This window comes from Caulobacter sp. AVps16 (assembly GCF_058681455.1).
The window spans coordinates 1,352,462-1,367,753 of record NZ_CM178739.1 but is presented as its reverse complement, the minus strand read 5'-3'; the positions used below and the strand labels follow the sequence as shown (position 1 = coordinate 1,367,753).

Genomic DNA, 15,292 nt, shown 5'->3' with positions numbered 1-15,292 from the left:
TCGGGGGAGACAGTCCAATGAGCATCATGACAGAAGCCGAGGCCAAGACGATCCTCGACAAGGTCATCAAGCTGTCGACGGCCGATGAGTGCACCGCGCAGCTGACCGGATCGGTCGAAGGCAATATCCGCTTCGCCCTCAACAACGTCTCGACCAGCGGCGTGGTCAGCAATACCGACCTGTCGGTTCAGGTGGCGTTCGGCAAGCGGGTCGGATCAGCCTCGATCAACGACTTTTCGGACGCTGCCCTTGCGCGCGTCGTCAAGCGAGCTGAGGAGCTGGCCAAGCTAGCGCCGGAGAATCCGGAATTCGTCTCTGCCATCGAGGCTCAGACCTACAAGCCCAGCGCTACCTTCAGCGCGACCACCGCTGCCATCACACCCGAACAGAGGGCCGAGATCGCCCGGGCCTCGATCGCGCCTTGCCGCGCCAAGAATCTGATTGCCGCCGGCTTTCTGAACGATGAGCAGAGCTTCGTCGCCTTCGCCAACAACAAGGGTGCCTTCGGCTATCAGAAGGCGACAGAGCTCGACTACACCTGCACCGTCCGCACGGCAGATGGTCGGGGCTCGGGTTGGGTCAGCCGGAACCTGCAGGACTCAAGCGCCTTCAAACCGGCCAGCGATATCGAAATTGCCATGCGCAAGGCCAGCGCGTCCGCCGAAGCCCAGTCGCTGGAACCGGGCAAGTACACCGTGATCCTCGAGCCGGCCGCGGCCTCGGGCCTGATCTCGTTCATGCTCAACTTCTTCGACGCCCGCCAGGCCGACGAGGGCCGCAGCTTCCTGTCCAAGAAGGGCGGCGGCAACAAGTTGGGCGAGCAGGTCTATGATCCGCGCGTCAACTTCACCGCCGACCCCTGGCACCCCGAACTGGCGGTTCTGCCCTGGGACGGCCAGGGCCGGGCTCGCGAGCGGATGCCACTGGTCGAGAAGGGCAAGATCGCCAACCTCCTGTACTCGCCATTTTGGGCCCAGAAGCAGGGCAAGAAGGTCGTCGGCCGACCGGGCAACATCATTATGTCCGGCGGCACCAAATCGACGGCCGACCTGGTGCGCGAAACCGAGCGTGGCATCCTGGTGACCCGCACCTGGTACATTCGCATGGTCGATCCCCAGACGGTGCTGCTGACTGGCCTGACCCGCGACGGCACCTTTTACATCGAGAACGGCCAGCTGAAGTACCCGCTGAAGAACTTCCGCTTCAACGAGTCGCCGGTCATCATGCTCAACAACATCGACGACCTTGGCCGGCCCGTTCGGGTCAGCGAGGGGGGCCAGATGCAGTACATGATCCCGGCCATGCGCGTGCGCGACTTCACCTTCTCCTCGCTGTCGGACGCCGTTTGACGTCAGCATGGCGGGTGACGGAGTAACGCGTGCCGAGTGCCTGCGCCTGATCGCAGGGAGTGTTTTGGGAGGCTGGCTCGCCAGTCTCCCGTCCACCACACACGCCGCAGCCGCCTATGATTTCTGGTTCACACGCCTGAGATACGACTCTGGCGACTGGGACGTGGACCAGCGCATGCCCGCGAACATCCTGACCTCCCTGGTCGACTACACCAACCTGAGGGTCGATCCCGAAGAACGGGTCATAAGACTATCGGATCCGGCCATGCTGACGGCCCCGTTCTGCTATCTGGCCGGCCACAAGCTGGTGGAATTCAGCCCGGCCGAGGCCGCCAATTTCGAGGCCTATGTCCGCAACGGCGGCTTCGTCCTGGTCGACGACTGCAACCACGATATCGACGGCCTGTTCGCCAAGTCGTTCGAGCGCCAGATGGCCAAGCTGTTCGGGGCCGACGCCCTCAAAAAGCTGCCCAACGACCACGCCATCTATCGCAATTTCTTCAAGTTCGATGGCCCGCCGGCCACCAGCTTCGAGCTGAATGGCTGGGGTGACGATCTCGTGCATGACTATCTAAAGGGCATTGAGATCGGTGGTCGACTGGGCCTGCTCTACAGCAACAAGGATTATGGCTGCGAGTGGGATTACGACTGGCGCAACAAGCGCTTCCTGGCTGAAGACAACACCAAGTTCGCGGTCAACATCATTCTTTACGCCCTGACCGCCTGATTCCGTTTCCCGCCACTTCGGACCCGAGATGACCCAGACCCCAACCGAAGCTGACATTGCGCGCAAGATCGAGCGCCTGGGCCAGCTGCGCATCGCTATCGGTCAGGCCATCGTCGGTCAGGACGAGGTCGTCGAGCAGTTGCTGATCGCGCTTCTGGCGGGCGGCCACTGCCTGATCGAGGGGGTCCCAGGCCTTGGCAAGACCCTGCTGGTCCGCACCCTGGGCCAAGCCCTCTCCCTGGACTTCCGCCGGGTGCAGTTCACCCCCGATCTGATGCCCAGCGATATTCTCGGCACTGAAGTGCTGGAGGAAGATCACGGGACCGGCCACCGGCATTTTCGCTTTCAGCGCGGCCCGGTCTTCACCAACCTGCTGCTGGCTGACGAACTGAACCGCACGCCGCCCAAGACCCAGGCCGCCCTGCTGGAGGCCATGCAGGAACACACCGTGAGCTATGCGGGCGTCACCCATGCCCTGTCCGAGCCCTTCTTCGTGCTGGCTACACAGAATCCCCTGGATCAGGCTGGCACCTATCCTCTGCCCGAGGCGCAGCTGGACCGGTTCCTGCTGAACATCCGGGTCGACTATCCGACTGCGGCAGAGGAACGCGCGATCCTGGCCCTAACAACCGGTGGCTCCGTCGCCCCGCCCGCAGCGGTGATGACCGGCGCCGACATTGTCGAACTGCAAAACTGGGTCCGGCAGGTTCATGTCAGTGACGCCCTCCTGACCTGGATCACCGCTCTGGTGCGCTCCAGCAGGCCCGGCCCGGAAGCCCCGGCTGCAGTGCAGACCCTGGTCCGCTGGGGAGCCGGTCCGCGTGCCGGCCAAGCCCTGGTCCTGGCGGCCAAGGCCCGCGCCCTGCTTCAGGGTCGCCTCTCTGCCACCCGGGCCGACGTCATCGCCCTGGCGGCACCGGTCATGCGCCACCGTATCCTGCTGTCTTTCGCAGCGGAAGCAGAACGCAAGACGGCAGACGACGTAATCACGGCCCTGCTTGCCGCCTTGCCCGCGCCGGCCCGGGACTGACCTCGGGACATGTCGCCCTTCGACCTCCCGCCCGATCTGCGCAGCCGCCTGCGACGCCTGTCGCTCGCGCCGCGATCGGCAGCGGCCCTGGTCAGTGACGGGATGCACGCCAGTCGCAACCGCGGCGGCAGCATGGAGTTCGCCCAGTATCGCGCCTATGAGCGAGGCGACGATCTCAGGCGGATCGACTGGAAACTGTACTCCCGATCAGACCGGTTCTTCGTCCGCGACGCCGAACGCGAGAGTCCGGTCGCCATCTGGATCGTCCTCGACGCCAGCGCTTCGATGGGCCAGACCGACCTGGCGAGTCCCAACTGGTCACGGTTTGATGCCGCAAAACGGCTGATGGCCGCGATCATGGACATTGCCTTGCGGCAGGGCGATCGCTTCGGCACCATCGTCGTTCAGGCGGATAGCCCGCTTGTCGTGCCCCCGTCCCAGGACCGCCGACACCAGGATCGCCTTCGCCTCGCCCTGGGACCGTTGCGCCCCGGTGGGATACCGGCATGGCAGCACCAGCTGGCGACGCTGGGTGGGCATATCGCGCAGGGCGATGTCGCGATCATCGTTACTGACGGCTTCGATGATGGCTGCATCACGGCCGCAGAACAGCTGTCGGCGGCGGGACGCGATGTCTCGCTGATCCAGGTTCTGACAGCCGACGAGCGCGACTTCCCGTTTGACGGCAGTCACAGGTTTCGCGATCCGGAACTCGAGACCGAGATCGCCGCAGACGGCCGCCACCTGCGAGCCGCGTACCTGACGCGTTTCGCCCAGGCCCGTGCGGACCTCAGGGCGCGGCTTGAAGGTCGCGGCATTCGCTTTGCCGAGCATTTCACCGACCAGGATCCGGATGGGCCGATCCAGGCCCTGTCGCTTGCGACGGGGCGGTCGTGATCCCGGTCCTTCTGGTCCCTGCCGCACTGGCGGCCCTGGCGGCCGTCCTGGTGCCCCTGGCGATCCATATTGCTCGAAGAACCGAGACCCGGACCATCGACTTTGCGGCCCTGCGATGGCTGACGCCCAACCCCAAGCCTGTTCGTCGCCTGCAACTCGATGAGCCCTGGCTGCTGGCCGTCAGGGTTGCCCTGACTGCGGCGATCGTCCTGGCCCTGGCCCGCCCTGTCCTGAATTCCGCCGCCAGCGACCGACCGATTGTCGCCGTGTCACCGGCCGTAGATGCCACGGGCATGGCAGATCGCGCGGAGCGGCATGTCTGGCTGGCACCCGGATTTCCGGACCTGAAGCAACCACGTCCCCCTTTGCCGAACGACCAGGCCAGCCTGATCCGGCAGCTGGATGCCCAGACACCCGCCGGAACGAGACTTGCCGTCATGGTCCCGGCTTTGTTGTCCGGAGTCGACGGCCAGAGACTGGTACTGTCACGCCCCATCGACTGGCGGGTATTGCCGCCCAGGCCGCGTTCGGCCTCGCCGCGCCCGCCGGTTCCGCCGTCGCTCACGGTGCGGTACGCGTCGCGGTACGAAGATGCTGTTCGCTATTTCCGCGCCGCAGCGGTGGCCTTTGCCGAACCCGGAAAGCCCCCCGCCTTCGATGCTGCCCCGACAGATCGCCCCATTCCTCGGTCCGCGCGCTATCTCGTCTGGCTGACAAATGCCCCCCTGCCCTCGGCGGCCCTCGACTGGATTGAAGCGGGCGGCGTCGTGCTCTTGTCCAAGGATACGCCCACGCCCGTCGAAGGCCCCCTGCGTGTGAGCTGGCGGGACCCGGAAGGTAACGCCCTGGCGACGTCCGGCCGGTTTGGCAAAGGTCGCGTCCTGCACCTCACGCGGCCGGTCGAGCCAAGGGAACTGCCGGCCCTGGCCGAACCCGCCTTCGCCCGGGAGCTCTGGACGCTACTTGAGCCACCGCCGGCACCGGGGCGCGTTGCTGCAAGCGACTACGCACCGACCGTCCAGCTGATGGCGAAAAGCATGATCCAGACCCCAACAGCCCTGGATCTGCGCCCCTGGCTCATCCTGCTGATCACCAGCCTGTTCCTTCTGGAACGCTGGCTGGCCACCCGACGCGGTCGAAGGATCGCCGCTTGATCGCCGCGCTTGCCCGACATCTGAGCGCCGCCCGTCAGCGCAGCCTGCTCGACACGCTTGCGATCGGGTGGCCCATCGTCATGGCCCTCGGCGCAGTCGCGGGCCGTTTGGCCGGAGTCGGACCAGCGTGCATCGTTATGATCGCCGCAGCCCTGATCCTCAGCGGGATCGCCTGGCGACGTGTCCGAAGGTTCGACCAGGCCTGGCTCGTCCAGGTGCTCGATGCCCGAGTTCCCGCCTTCGAAGACAGCAGCGCACTGCTGCTGCGGGATTCCGATGGGCTACAGGGTCTGGCGGCTCTGCAGCAGCAGAGGTTGCTGGACAGGCTGGCGGAAGCCGCCGCCCTGGACCTTCGTCCGGCCTGGTCCTGGCGCTGGATTGCCTCTGCGGTCGGGGCCAGCCTGGTGGTTTCCGTCACGGCGGCCGTCTGGCCGCGACAGAACCAAACAGGCCCTGGGGGCGAAAGTGCACCGTCATGGCCTTTGCCTGACAAGCCCAGGCTCGTTGGGGTCCGGCTTCGTGTGACCCCTCCCGCCTACACGGGCCAAAGGCCCTTTGACCAGACGGGCTTGGATGTGCGCGCCCCGGCAGGATCGACCATTGAATGGATCCTGTCGCTCCGGCCTGAGCCCGCCTCCGTCAACCTGAGCTTCCCGGGCCAGGCCCCCATGAACCTGGCTCCCACCGACCGAAAATGGGCAGGCAGCCGGCGTTTCACGGCTTCTGCCCTCTATCGCCTTGAGGCCAGCGGCCTGCCCCGACAGCGCCTCCATCAGCTCGAGATGATCGCCGATCTTCCGCCGACCGTTCGGATGTTGGCCCCGGACCGCACCCTGAATCTGGCATCCGCAGATCAAGCGCACTGGGACCTGAGCTTTGAAGCTCGTGACGACTACGGCGTCGCCAACTCGGCCATGCTGCGCCTCACCGTTACCCGCGGCGAAGGCGAGATGATCACAACAACCGAACGATCCCTGCCCCTGACCGGTCAGGGCACCATGCGACTGAAACGCTTTTCCACCCGCCTGGACCTGGTCCGTGAAAGACTGGAACCGGGCAACGACCTGATTGCGCAACTGGTGGTTTGGGATAATCGAAGCCCGTCGCCACAGGTCGTCGAAGGGCCGGCGGTCATCCTTCGCCAGCCCCAGCCGGGAGGCCTCAGCGACGGCCTGGATGGTATGGCGCGCCAGATCCTGCCGGTCTATTTCCGCAGCCAGCGCCAGATCATCATCGACGCCGAGGCCTTGATTGCCCAGCGGGCACGCACTGCGCCGGACGTCTTCCTCGAGCGCTCCAATGCCCTGGGGTCTGACCAGGCCCAGCTCCGCCTGCGCTATGGCCAGTTCATGGGGGAAGAGGCTGAAGGCGGTGGACCGGGCTTGGCAATCCCGACGAATGACACGCCGACCCTGGACCTCCCGACCAATGACGGACCACCGCCTGCGGCCGCCACCCAGCCTGAGCCGCATCATGGCCATAGCGCGGACGACGGCCACGACCATGGCTCGGACACGACGACCTTTGGACAGATGGGCGACGTCGTTGCGCAGTTTGGCCATGCGCACGACACCGGCGACGCCTCGACCCTGTTTGATCCCGACACGCGATCAACCCTGGCCCAGGCCCTCGACGCCATGTGGGCCTCTGAACGCGCCCTGCGTCAGGGTCGCCCCAAGGAGGCCCTGCCGCACGCCCTGAAAGCGCTCTCTTTGCTGAAGACAGCACAGCAGGCGACACGGATCTACCTGGCCCGGACGCCGCCGAGAATCCCGCCGATCGATCTGTCCCGACGGCTCAGTGGCAAACGTGACGGCATCCGGCCGGGCCGGTTCGCAACGACGACGCGGGCACCGGATGACACACCTGCGATGAAGGCCTGGCAGGCGCTGGGCCAGACCGGAAAGTCCGGTGCCCTGCCCTTGGACGAGCTGGCCAGATGGGTGGTGAACCATCAGGGACGCCTTGCTGATCCCCTGGCCCTGTCCGCCCAGATCGACACAGTCAGAAACGAGCCGAACTGCCTGGAGTGCCGGCAGAAGCTGCGCGCCTTGCTCTGGACGGCACTCGAGCGTCCCCCCGTGGGTGTTCTTCGCCGATCTCCCGGCGATGCTGGGGGCCAGCGCTACCTGGATGCCCTGCGATGATCGCAACCCCCAACCTTTGGGCCGGGATTCTGATCGCCGTCGCCGTCGTCGGCGGGGCCGGCCGGCAGTGGCTTCGCCACCGAGCAGGACCTGACGGCCGGCGATCCCGGCCTTGGCATCTTGCAGGCCTGGTTGCCCTGCAGGTGGCGAGCGGGCTCTTGCTTTACCTGACCCTGTTCCCCCCCTTTGGCGGCACGCCGCCGGGTCGACTGGTGATCGCAACACAGGGAGCCGCCTCTCTGCCGCGCCTGTCTGGCGACCTGCTGGTCACCCTTCCGGAAGCCAAACCCATGTCCGGGGCGGCCAGAGTGCCCGACCTGGCCACGGCCCTGCGCCTTTATCCCACCCCGGGCCTTCTGGTGATCGAGGGACAGGGACTCACGGCCCGGGACCAGATCCCCCTTGACCGTCCGGCCCGGTTCAAGCCGGCACCGGCACCCCGGGGCATTGTTGATCTGATCCTGCCAGGCCCCCTGCCTCCTGGCGGGCGTTTCACCCTGCAAGGACAGGTTGGATCCATGTCCGCTGGCGTCATCGAACTGCTTGATCCCGCCGGGGCCCTGGTCGACCGGGCAGAAGTGCGGGCCCAGGGGCGCTTCAGCCTAGCAGCCTCGGCCCGTGTCAGCGGCCAGACGCTGTTCGATCTAAGGCTGAAAGACCGTTCAGGCCGCCTTGTGGAACGCCTGGAGATTCCCGTGGTGGCGCGCACACATCAGCCGCCGCGAGTCCTGGTCCTGGCCGGGTCGGCCGATCCGGAGATCAAATACCTGCGCCGATGGGCCCAGGATGCCGGCCTTGATCTCAGGGCCGAGATCGATCTCGGCGGCGGCACCCTTATGGGTGATCCTCCAACTCCACTCACCCGCTCGACCTTCGCCGACATCGATCTCGTGGTTGTTGACGACCGTCGCTGGGAAACACTTCCGCCCAGCGCCCGCGCAGCCCTGGTCCAAGCCATCGAGGACGGCCTGGGTCTTCTCCTGCGCTCGACGGGGCCACTCTCCGCCACCACGCGGCGTGACTGGTCAGCCCTCGGAGCCGCCGTCTCGGCAGACAACCCTGAAGGGGCCGTCAGTTTCGCCGGCTCATCCCTGCTGCCCACACTGGCCCTCAATCGAAAGGGCCTAATCGAAGGCCAAAAGGATGCCGTGCCGCTGATCCGGGACAACAGCGGCAAGGCGCTGGCGGACTGGCGTCCGCGCGGCCAGGGCCGCATCGGCCTCTGGACGGTCGCCGACAGCTACGCCCTGGTCCTGGCCGGGCAAGGGTTTCAACATAACGAGCTTTGGAGCCAGCTTTTCGAGACCCTGGCGCGCCCTGGCGAGCAGCAAGAGCCCCATTTGAGCGGTGTGGCCTGGTCCGGTGAACGCCTTGCCCTCTGCCCCGCCCGCAGGCCACTGCGGGTCCTGGATCCCGATGGACGCGAGAGCCGGCCCCAACCCGACCCCGCGACAGGGCCTGCAGCCTGCGCCGCCTTCTGGCCTCGGAAGGCGGGCTGGCACCAGCTGGCCGAGGACAAGGTCATAACGACCTTCTATGTCCACGCCACCGACGCCGCGCCATCGCTGCGACAGGAAGGCCAACGGCGGGCCACGCTTGATCTGGTGGAGGCCTCGGCGCAGCGCGCGACCGTCAAGGCTGCGCCGGTTCCAGGGTCGCCCTGGGGCTGGGCGGCCAGCCTTTTGGTCGTTCTGGGCTTGCTCTGGTGGCTGGAGCGCAAGCCAGCGGCTTTGGCTCGATAGACCGGACATCTGCAAGGCCGCCGCTTTCTGCAAGCGGGGCCCCATGGCGCGCCCTGCTGGATTCGAACCAGCGACCGCTCGCTTAGAAGGCGAGTGCTCTATCCAGCTGAGCTAAGGGCGCGAACCTGGAAAGCCTGTAGACGGGCCCTAGTGGGTCCAGGGCTGTCGACGGCCGGCAGCGAAGTTATCCGCATAGGCCTTGATGATGCGCTTGGGAGTCTTGGGTTCAAAGAGCTGAAAGGCCAGCCCATTGTGCTGGGCGTAGGCGACGGCTTCCTCACGAGTCTCGAAGGTCAGGCGAACCTGGCCTTTCATATCGCTCGACTGGGTCCAGCCCATCAAGGGATCCGACCGCCGGGCCGACTCGGGTTCGAATTCCAGCACCCAGTCCTTGGTCTTGGCCTTGCCGGACTGCATGGCGGTCTTGGCGGGGCGATAGATGCGGGCCAGCATGAACCTCTCCAATAGTTTGCCGATGGTCGGAGCGGCAGGATTTGAACCTGCGACCCTCTGGTCCCAAACCAGATGCGCTACCAGGCTGCGCTACGCTCCGACACTTCGGCAGGGGGCTGCTCTACAGGGGTTCGTCGCCCGGATCAAACGGGAACCACGCCAAACCTGGCCCCAATCAAGTTTTCGGAAAAATCCGGTGCAAGACCCGGTCACCCGGAAGGATGCCAAGCTGAGCCGCGCGGCCACCGGCGATCTCCAGGACCCCGAGAATAGCGCCACCGGAAGGCAGCGGCGTTTCATTGTGAGGCTGGGCGTTGCGAACGATCGAAAGTACCCTGCCGCTGGGCGCGATATAGATGATGTCCAGCGGAATAAGGGTGTTCTTCATCCAGAACGACGCCGCCTGCGGCTTCGCATAGGTGAAAAGCATGCCCCGGTCGGGTGCAAGAGACTTGCGGAACATCAGGCCACGCCGCTGCTCGGCCTGTGTCGCAGCGATCTCGACCTGAAAGCGCGCGCGCCCCTTGGTCGTGACAATCTCCACGACCTCAAGCTTGCCGTCGGATCTGGCCTGGGCCGTATCGAGGGCGACAAGGGCCCCTGCCGTCAGAGCGGCCAGAAAGGCCCGCCGGCCGTTTGGTCCATGTTGCGTCAACTGAAGCCCCCACTCGCCCAACCCAAGTCCAGGCAGCCTAGCGCGCCGGGCCTGAACACGAAATGGCTTAAGGGCAACCGGTCTCTAGGCGTCGCCAGGATTGATCTCGGCCACCACAAGGCCCTTGGGGCCCTTGGCGAACCGCACCAGGACATCGTCGCCCGGCTGCAGGTCCTCGAGGCCACCACGACGCAGGGTCTCAATGTGGACGAAAATGTCACCCGGCTCGGCATCGCGAACCACGAAGCCATAGCCCTTAGTCCGGTTGAACCACTTGACCTTGGCGTGCTCTGCGGGCCCTTCCGGCGTCAGGGCCTGACGAGCGCTGCCGCTGTCCAGACCGGAACGTAGACCGTTGGCAAAGCCGTCACGCTCCTTGCGCGGCCCGGCATCCGAGAAGGTGCGGCGCGGTCGCTCCAGGGGCGACGCCGTGGAACTTTCGTCCAGATCAACGACCTCGCTGACCTGCCAGCCCTTGGGGCGACGAACGACGTCACAGACGATCACTGCACCTTCAAGCGCCGTTTCGCGTCCGCAATTACGAAGCGACGTCACATGGAGAAGCACGTCCTTAAGGCCGGTCTGTCCGGGATCATCGGGAATGATGAAACCGTACCCCTTGCCCACGTCGAACCATTTTACGCGCCCGCTGATCCGCACGAAGTCCTCGTGCGCACCTGCGGTATCGAAATCGTAACCAGACATTCCGCCCCTCTGGCTCGCCCAAACAGCCCAAAGGGACGAGCGCCACAGGGAGAACAGTGTTCTCGCGTAAGGAGAGCCGTCAACTGACAATTCGCCTCAAGCACGCGCACAGAGGCCAACCGCGACATTTCGTCGCGGAAAATCCCGGCAAACAAATCTGAAATACAGCCTCAGGGCGCCGAAACGCAGCCCGTGGTGGTAGTCCCTAGGGGAGTCGAACCCCTCTCTCCAGAATGAAAATCTGGCGTCCTAACCGATAGACGAAGGGACCACATCGCCGCAAGCAGGCGGTGACATCGTCGGAAGACCAGTTTGAAAGCCTCGCGGGTGGTAGTCCCTAGGGGAGTCGAACCCCTCTCTCCAGAATGAAAATCTGGCGTCCTAACCGATAGACGAAGGGACCACGGCCCCGCGAGGAAGCGGGTGTATAGCCGCGCCGTTTGGGGTGCGCAAGCCGCAGGGGAGCATTTTTTCCGTTCACCCACAGGCGACCCAAATTGCTGATGAAAATCAAACGGCGCGCGGGTCGGCGGCGTCCTCGATCTCCAGCTGGACGCCATTGCGGCCATTATAGTCATCCGGCTTCAGCTTGCCCGCGACGTGGAGCACGCCGCCGCCCGACAGGAGTCGGCGGCCAAGATCCGTTTCCGCACTGCGCCAGGAAATCGCCTTTAGACGCTCGCCGGTCGGGCCGACCAGATCCAGCTTCACGTGCCCTCCCTTCAGCGCCATCACCCGGTCGGCGCGGACCCCCGTCAGGGCGAACATCGGCTCGGGATTGCCGGGTCCGAACGGCGCCAGACGCTGAAAATCCTCATAGAGCGCCCGGTCTGCCCCGCGCGGCTGAACCAGGGCATCAATCTCGACGGCCTCAGGGCCAACGGCCTCCATCTCGCCCGCCAGCCGCTCCTCCAGAAAAGCGCGTAGTTCCGGGATGGAGTCCGGCCGAATCGACAGTCCGGCGGCCATGGCATGTCCACCGCCTGACATCAGCAGGCCCTGTTCGAATGCGGCCTGGATGGCGGCGCCCAGATTGACGCCGGGCTGCGAACGGCCCGAGCCCTTGCCGACATTGGCGGCACGGTCGATGCCGATCACCACCACGGGCTTGCGATAGCGTTCGCGAAGGCGGCCGGCGACAATGCCGATCACCCCGGGATGCCACCCCTCACCGGCCACAACGATGACCGGCGCGTCGGGATTGAAGTTGCTGCCACGTTCCAGAACTGCGGCGGCCTCCTCGACCACGGAGGCCTCGACCGCCTTGCGCTCGGTATTGAGGGCATCGAGCTCCTCGGCCAGCATCCGAGCTTCTTCAGGATCATCCGTCGACAACAGGCGCGCGCCGAGGTCGGATCGGCCGATCCTGCCGCCGGCATTGATGCGAGGGCCCAGAATGAAACCGGCATGGAATACCGATGCCGGCCCAGAGCCCTTGCCGACCTCGAACAGGGCCTTGAGGCCGGGGTTGCCCCAACTGGACATGGCCCGAAGACCAAGGGTCGTCAGAGCACGGTTGAAGCCGACCAGTTGGGTGACATCACAGACCTCGCCCATGGCCACCAGGTCGAGCCATTGGCGAGGGTCGGGCTGGGGTCTCTCTTCGCTGAACAGACCGCGCTTGCGGGCCTCGCGATTGAGGGCGGCAAGCAGCACGAAGGTCACGCCGGCGGCGGCCAGAACCCCCTGCCCGCTCTGACAACCCGGACGATTGGGATTGACCACGGCGGCCGCAGCAGGGGGGTCTTCGCGCATCAGGTGGTGGTCAATAACCACCACTTCGAGGCCGATGGTGGCGGCACTGGCAATGGCGTCATAGGCCGCCGCGCCACAGTCCAGAGTCACGACCAGTTCGGCTCCGGTCTCGCGGATGGTCTTGAAGGCGGCCGGACTGGGGCCATAGCCCTCGGTCAGACGATCGGGAATATAGATCGGCAGCTCGACGCCCATATGTCGAAACCAGCGGACCAGCTGGGCGGCGCTGGTGGCACCGTCGACATCGTAATCGGCAAAAACCATGGTCGGCCGACCGGCTTCCAGAGCGTCAATCAGGATCTCCGCGGCCCGGTCCATGTCCGTAAAGAGGGAGGGATCGGGGAACAGGGCCCGCAGGGTCGGTCGCAGAAAGTCTTCTGCCCCGTCGACATCCACACCGCGAGCAGCCAGGGCGCGGGCCAGGGGCTCGGAAAGACCATGGACCTGCTGATGGCTGCGCGCCACCGCCGGATCGGCCGGACGCTCGCGCCAGGCGCGGCCACTCAGCGACCGCGAGACGCCGAGGAAGGCATTGTCTTCGACGGAATCATGACCATCGGCCATCGCTAGTCGACCCTGGATCGTAGTGCTTTGGCCATGAGGTCAGCCTAGCCGCTTCCCGGGATTCGCTCCATGCGCCCGGCTGAGATCAGCCGGGGGACACCTAGGCGGCCGAAACGCGATCCACCTCATTGGCCGAGCCCAGCACGACCGGCACGCGCTGATGCAGCTTGGTCGGTTGCAGATCGAGGATCGCCGTCTGGCCGTCAGTGGCCTTGCCGCCCGCGCGCTCGACAATCAGGGCCATGGGATTGGCCTCGTAGAGCAGTCGCAGCTTGCCCGGCTTGTCGGGCTCGCGAGCATCCCACGGATACATGAAGATGCCGCCCCGCATCAGGATACGGTGGACGTCGGCCACCATGGAGGCGACCCAGCGCATGTTGAAGTTCTTGCCGCGCGGGCCGTCCTTGCCCTGCAGGCAGCCGTCGATATAGCGCCTCACCGGCTCAGCCCAGTGGCGCTGGTTGGACATATTGATCGCAAACTCCGCCGTCTCGGGGCTGATCGCCACGGCGTCATGGGTCATGAGCCAGGTACTGTCCGCGCTCAGGGTAAAGCCAAACACGCCCCTGGACAGGGTCAGGACCAGCATGGTCTGGGGCCCATAGACCACATAGCCGGCCGCCACCTGCTGGCGGCCCGGTAGCAGGAAGTCCTGCTCGGTCGGCTCCCGGTCGCCCGGTGCTGGCAGGATCGAGAAGATCGTTCCGACCGAGACATTGACGTCGATATTGCTGGAGCCGTCCAGCGGGTCGAATGTCACCAGGAAGCCACCCTTGCGGCTGGCGGTCTCGATCGCCTCCAGCTCCTCCGACGCCAGGCCCGCGACGGCGGGACAGGCTTTCAGCGCCTCGCGCAGGATATCGTTGGTGATGATGTCGAGCTTCTTTTGCTCTTCATCCTGGACATTGATCTGTCCGGCCGCACCCAGGCTGCCGGAGATGGCACCGGAGGCCACGACCCTGCTGATCTGGACACAGGCGGCGGCGATCACAGCGACCACGTCCTTGACCGCTTCGTCGGCGGCCTGCTCGGCGGCGAGATGGCCGGCGAGGTCGATCAGGGTGGTCATCTGGAAATCCCGGGGTTGAGGTGCAGGGCGAGACCTTTAGCCGATGCCCCGTTCAGACCCAAGCCTAGGCTTTGCGCTTCATCCGCACTTCCCGGACAGTGCCCGTCGAGGAATTCATCACCAGGGTATGGGTGTGGACAAAGCCATCCTTGTAGACAACGCCCTCGAGAAGATTTCCCCAGGTCACTCCGGTCGCAGCGAAAATGGCATCGGCGCGGACGATGTCGTGCAGGTCATATTTCCGGTCGAGTTCGGTAATGCCCCACTTGGCGGCGCGGGCACGTTCGTCCGCATTCCGGAACAGCAGCCGTCCCTGGAACTGGCCTCCGACGCATTTGAGGGCCGCACAGGCCAGTACGCCCTCGGGCGCGCCACCGGACCCGACATAGAGATCAATCCCCGTTGAAGGGTCCGTCGTATTGATCACGCCGGCGACATCGCCGTCCGTTATCAGATAGACCCGCGCTCCGACCGAGCGGACACTGGCAATGATTTCGGCATGGCGCGGGCGGTCCAGCACGCAGACCGTAATGTGCGAGGGGTCGACACCCTTGGCTGCGGCAAGGGCCAGCACGTTCTCGGCCGGCGTGCGGTCCAGATCGATCACCCCGGCGGGAAGCCCGGGCCCACAGGCGATCTTGTCCATATAGGTGTCGGGCGCATTCAGCAGCGTGCCCTTGGGGGCCCAGGCCATGACGGCCAGGGCATTGGGCATGGCCTTGGCGGCGAGGGTCGTCCCTTCCAGCGGGTCGAGGGCGATATCGATGGCCGGCCCTTTGCCGGTGCCGACCTTCTCACCGATATAGAGCATGGGCGCTTCGTCGCGTTCGCCCTCGCCGATCACGATCTCGCCGTCGATGGCCAGTTCGTTCAGGGCGTTGCGCATGGCGTCGACAGCGGCCTGGTCGGCAGCAATCTCGTCGCCGCGTCCGACATTGGTCCAGGATGCGATGGCGGCGGCTTCGGTAACGCGGACCGCGTCCAGGACCAGCGACCGGTCCAGGGTGTTCGAACTCATCAGCATCTCCCAGCCTTAAAAAGGCTA

Annotated in this window: 13 protein-coding genes and 4 tRNA genes; 7 read left to right on the top strand and 10 right to left on the bottom strand. The window is 65.5% G+C overall.

The window, feature by feature from the left end; all coding sequences use genetic code 11:
• The first annotated feature begins 17 nt into the window (after positions 1–17).
• Genes ACW17U_RS06655 through ACW17U_RS06625 form a run of 7 tightly spaced genes read left to right on the top strand, consistent with a single transcriptional unit; the run spans position 18 to position 9,046 of the window.
• On the top strand, positions 18–1,349 hold the full coding sequence (locus ACW17U_RS06655) for a TldD/PmbA family protein (protein WP_492055299.1): 1,332 nt from the start codon (positions 18–20) through the stop codon (positions 1,347–1,349).
• Between the two features lie 7 nt (positions 1,350–1,356).
• Entirely contained in the window at positions 1,357–2,076 is a 720-nt protein-coding gene (locus tag ACW17U_RS06650; RefSeq protein WP_062146784.1) for a DUF4159 domain-containing protein, read from the top strand.
• A gap of 28 nt (positions 2,077–2,104) precedes the next feature.
• Complete coding sequence (locus ACW17U_RS06645; protein ID WP_492055298.1) at positions 2,105–3,106, top strand: AAA family ATPase; 1,002 nt, start codon at positions 2,105–2,107, stop codon at positions 3,104–3,106.
• Between the two features lie 9 nt (positions 3,107–3,115).
• Positions 3,116–4,003 carry a DUF58 domain-containing protein gene (locus ACW17U_RS06640; protein WP_492055297.1) on the top strand — a complete coding sequence of 296 codons (888 nt, stop codon included), beginning with the start codon at positions 3,116–3,118 and terminating at the stop codon, positions 4,001–4,003.
• Positions 4,000–5,157 (top strand): BatA domain-containing protein, encoded by a 1,158-nt coding sequence (locus tag ACW17U_RS06635; RefSeq protein WP_492055296.1) that lies wholly within the window; start codon positions 4,000–4,002, stop codon positions 5,155–5,157. Before ACW17U_RS06640 ends, ACW17U_RS06635 begins: the two co-directional genes overlap by 4 nt.
• The gene (locus ACW17U_RS06630; protein ID WP_492055295.1) at positions 5,154–7,304 is read left to right on the top strand and encodes a DUF4175 family protein; all 2,151 of its coding nucleotides are present in this window, start codon (positions 5,154–5,156) and stop codon (positions 7,302–7,304) included. Before ACW17U_RS06635 ends, ACW17U_RS06630 begins: the two co-directional genes overlap by 4 nt.
• Positions 7,301–9,046: a hypothetical protein gene (locus ACW17U_RS06625; protein WP_492055294.1), complete on the top strand. Its 1,746-nt coding sequence runs from the start codon at positions 7,301–7,303 to the stop codon at positions 9,044–9,046. Before ACW17U_RS06630 ends, ACW17U_RS06625 begins: the two co-directional genes overlap by 4 nt.
• 44 nt (positions 9,047–9,090) lie before the next feature.
• Here ACW17U_RS06625 and ACW17U_RS06620 read toward each other — a convergent pair.
• The 10 genes from ACW17U_RS06620 to glpX all read right to left on the bottom strand — a co-directional run bounded on the left by ACW17U_RS06620 (position 9,091) and on the right by glpX (position 15,265).
• Positions 9,091–9,167 (bottom strand) — tRNA-Arg (locus ACW17U_RS06620).
• A gap of 26 nt (positions 9,168–9,193) precedes the next feature.
• Complete coding sequence (locus tag ACW17U_RS06615; protein ID WP_492055293.1) at positions 9,194–9,499, bottom strand: ETC complex I subunit; 306 nt, start codon at positions 9,497–9,499, stop codon at positions 9,194–9,196.
• A 23-nt stretch (positions 9,500–9,522) separates the two neighbouring features.
• Positions 9,523–9,599 (bottom strand) — tRNA-Pro (locus ACW17U_RS06610).
• A gap of 75 nt (positions 9,600–9,674) precedes the next feature.
• Complete coding sequence (locus ACW17U_RS06605; protein ID WP_492055292.1) at positions 9,675–10,154, bottom strand: DUF192 domain-containing protein; 480 nt, start codon at positions 10,152–10,154, stop codon at positions 9,675–9,677.
• An 84-nt stretch (positions 10,155–10,238) separates the two neighbouring features.
• A complete protein-coding gene (gene cspD / locus ACW17U_RS06600; RefSeq protein WP_062146797.1) occupies positions 10,239–10,859 on the bottom strand; it encodes a stationary phase survival cold shock domain protein CspD in 621 nt (206 codons plus the stop codon).
• A 196-nt stretch (positions 10,860–11,055) separates the two neighbouring features.
• Positions 11,056–11,130, bottom strand: a tRNA-Glu gene (locus tag ACW17U_RS06595).
• A 57-nt stretch (positions 11,131–11,187) separates the two neighbouring features.
• Positions 11,188–11,262: transfer RNA gene (locus ACW17U_RS06590), tRNA-Glu, on the bottom strand.
• 107 nt (positions 11,263–11,369) lie between these two features.
• Entirely contained in the window at positions 11,370–13,178 is a 1,809-nt protein-coding gene (gene recJ / locus ACW17U_RS06585; protein ID WP_492055291.1) for a single-stranded-DNA-specific exonuclease RecJ, read from the bottom strand.
• Positions 13,179–13,278: 100 nt separating this feature from the next.
• The gene (locus ACW17U_RS06580) at positions 13,279–14,247 is read right to left on the bottom strand and encodes a class 1 fructose-bisphosphatase (RefSeq protein ID WP_492055290.1); all 969 of its coding nucleotides are present in this window, start codon (positions 14,245–14,247) and stop codon (positions 13,279–13,281) included.
• Positions 14,248–14,311: 64 nt separating this feature from the next.
• Entirely contained in the window at positions 14,312–15,265 is a 954-nt protein-coding gene (gene glpX / locus ACW17U_RS06575) for a class II fructose-bisphosphatase (RefSeq protein ID WP_492055289.1), read from the bottom strand.
• Positions 15,266–15,292: the final 27 nt, after the last annotated feature.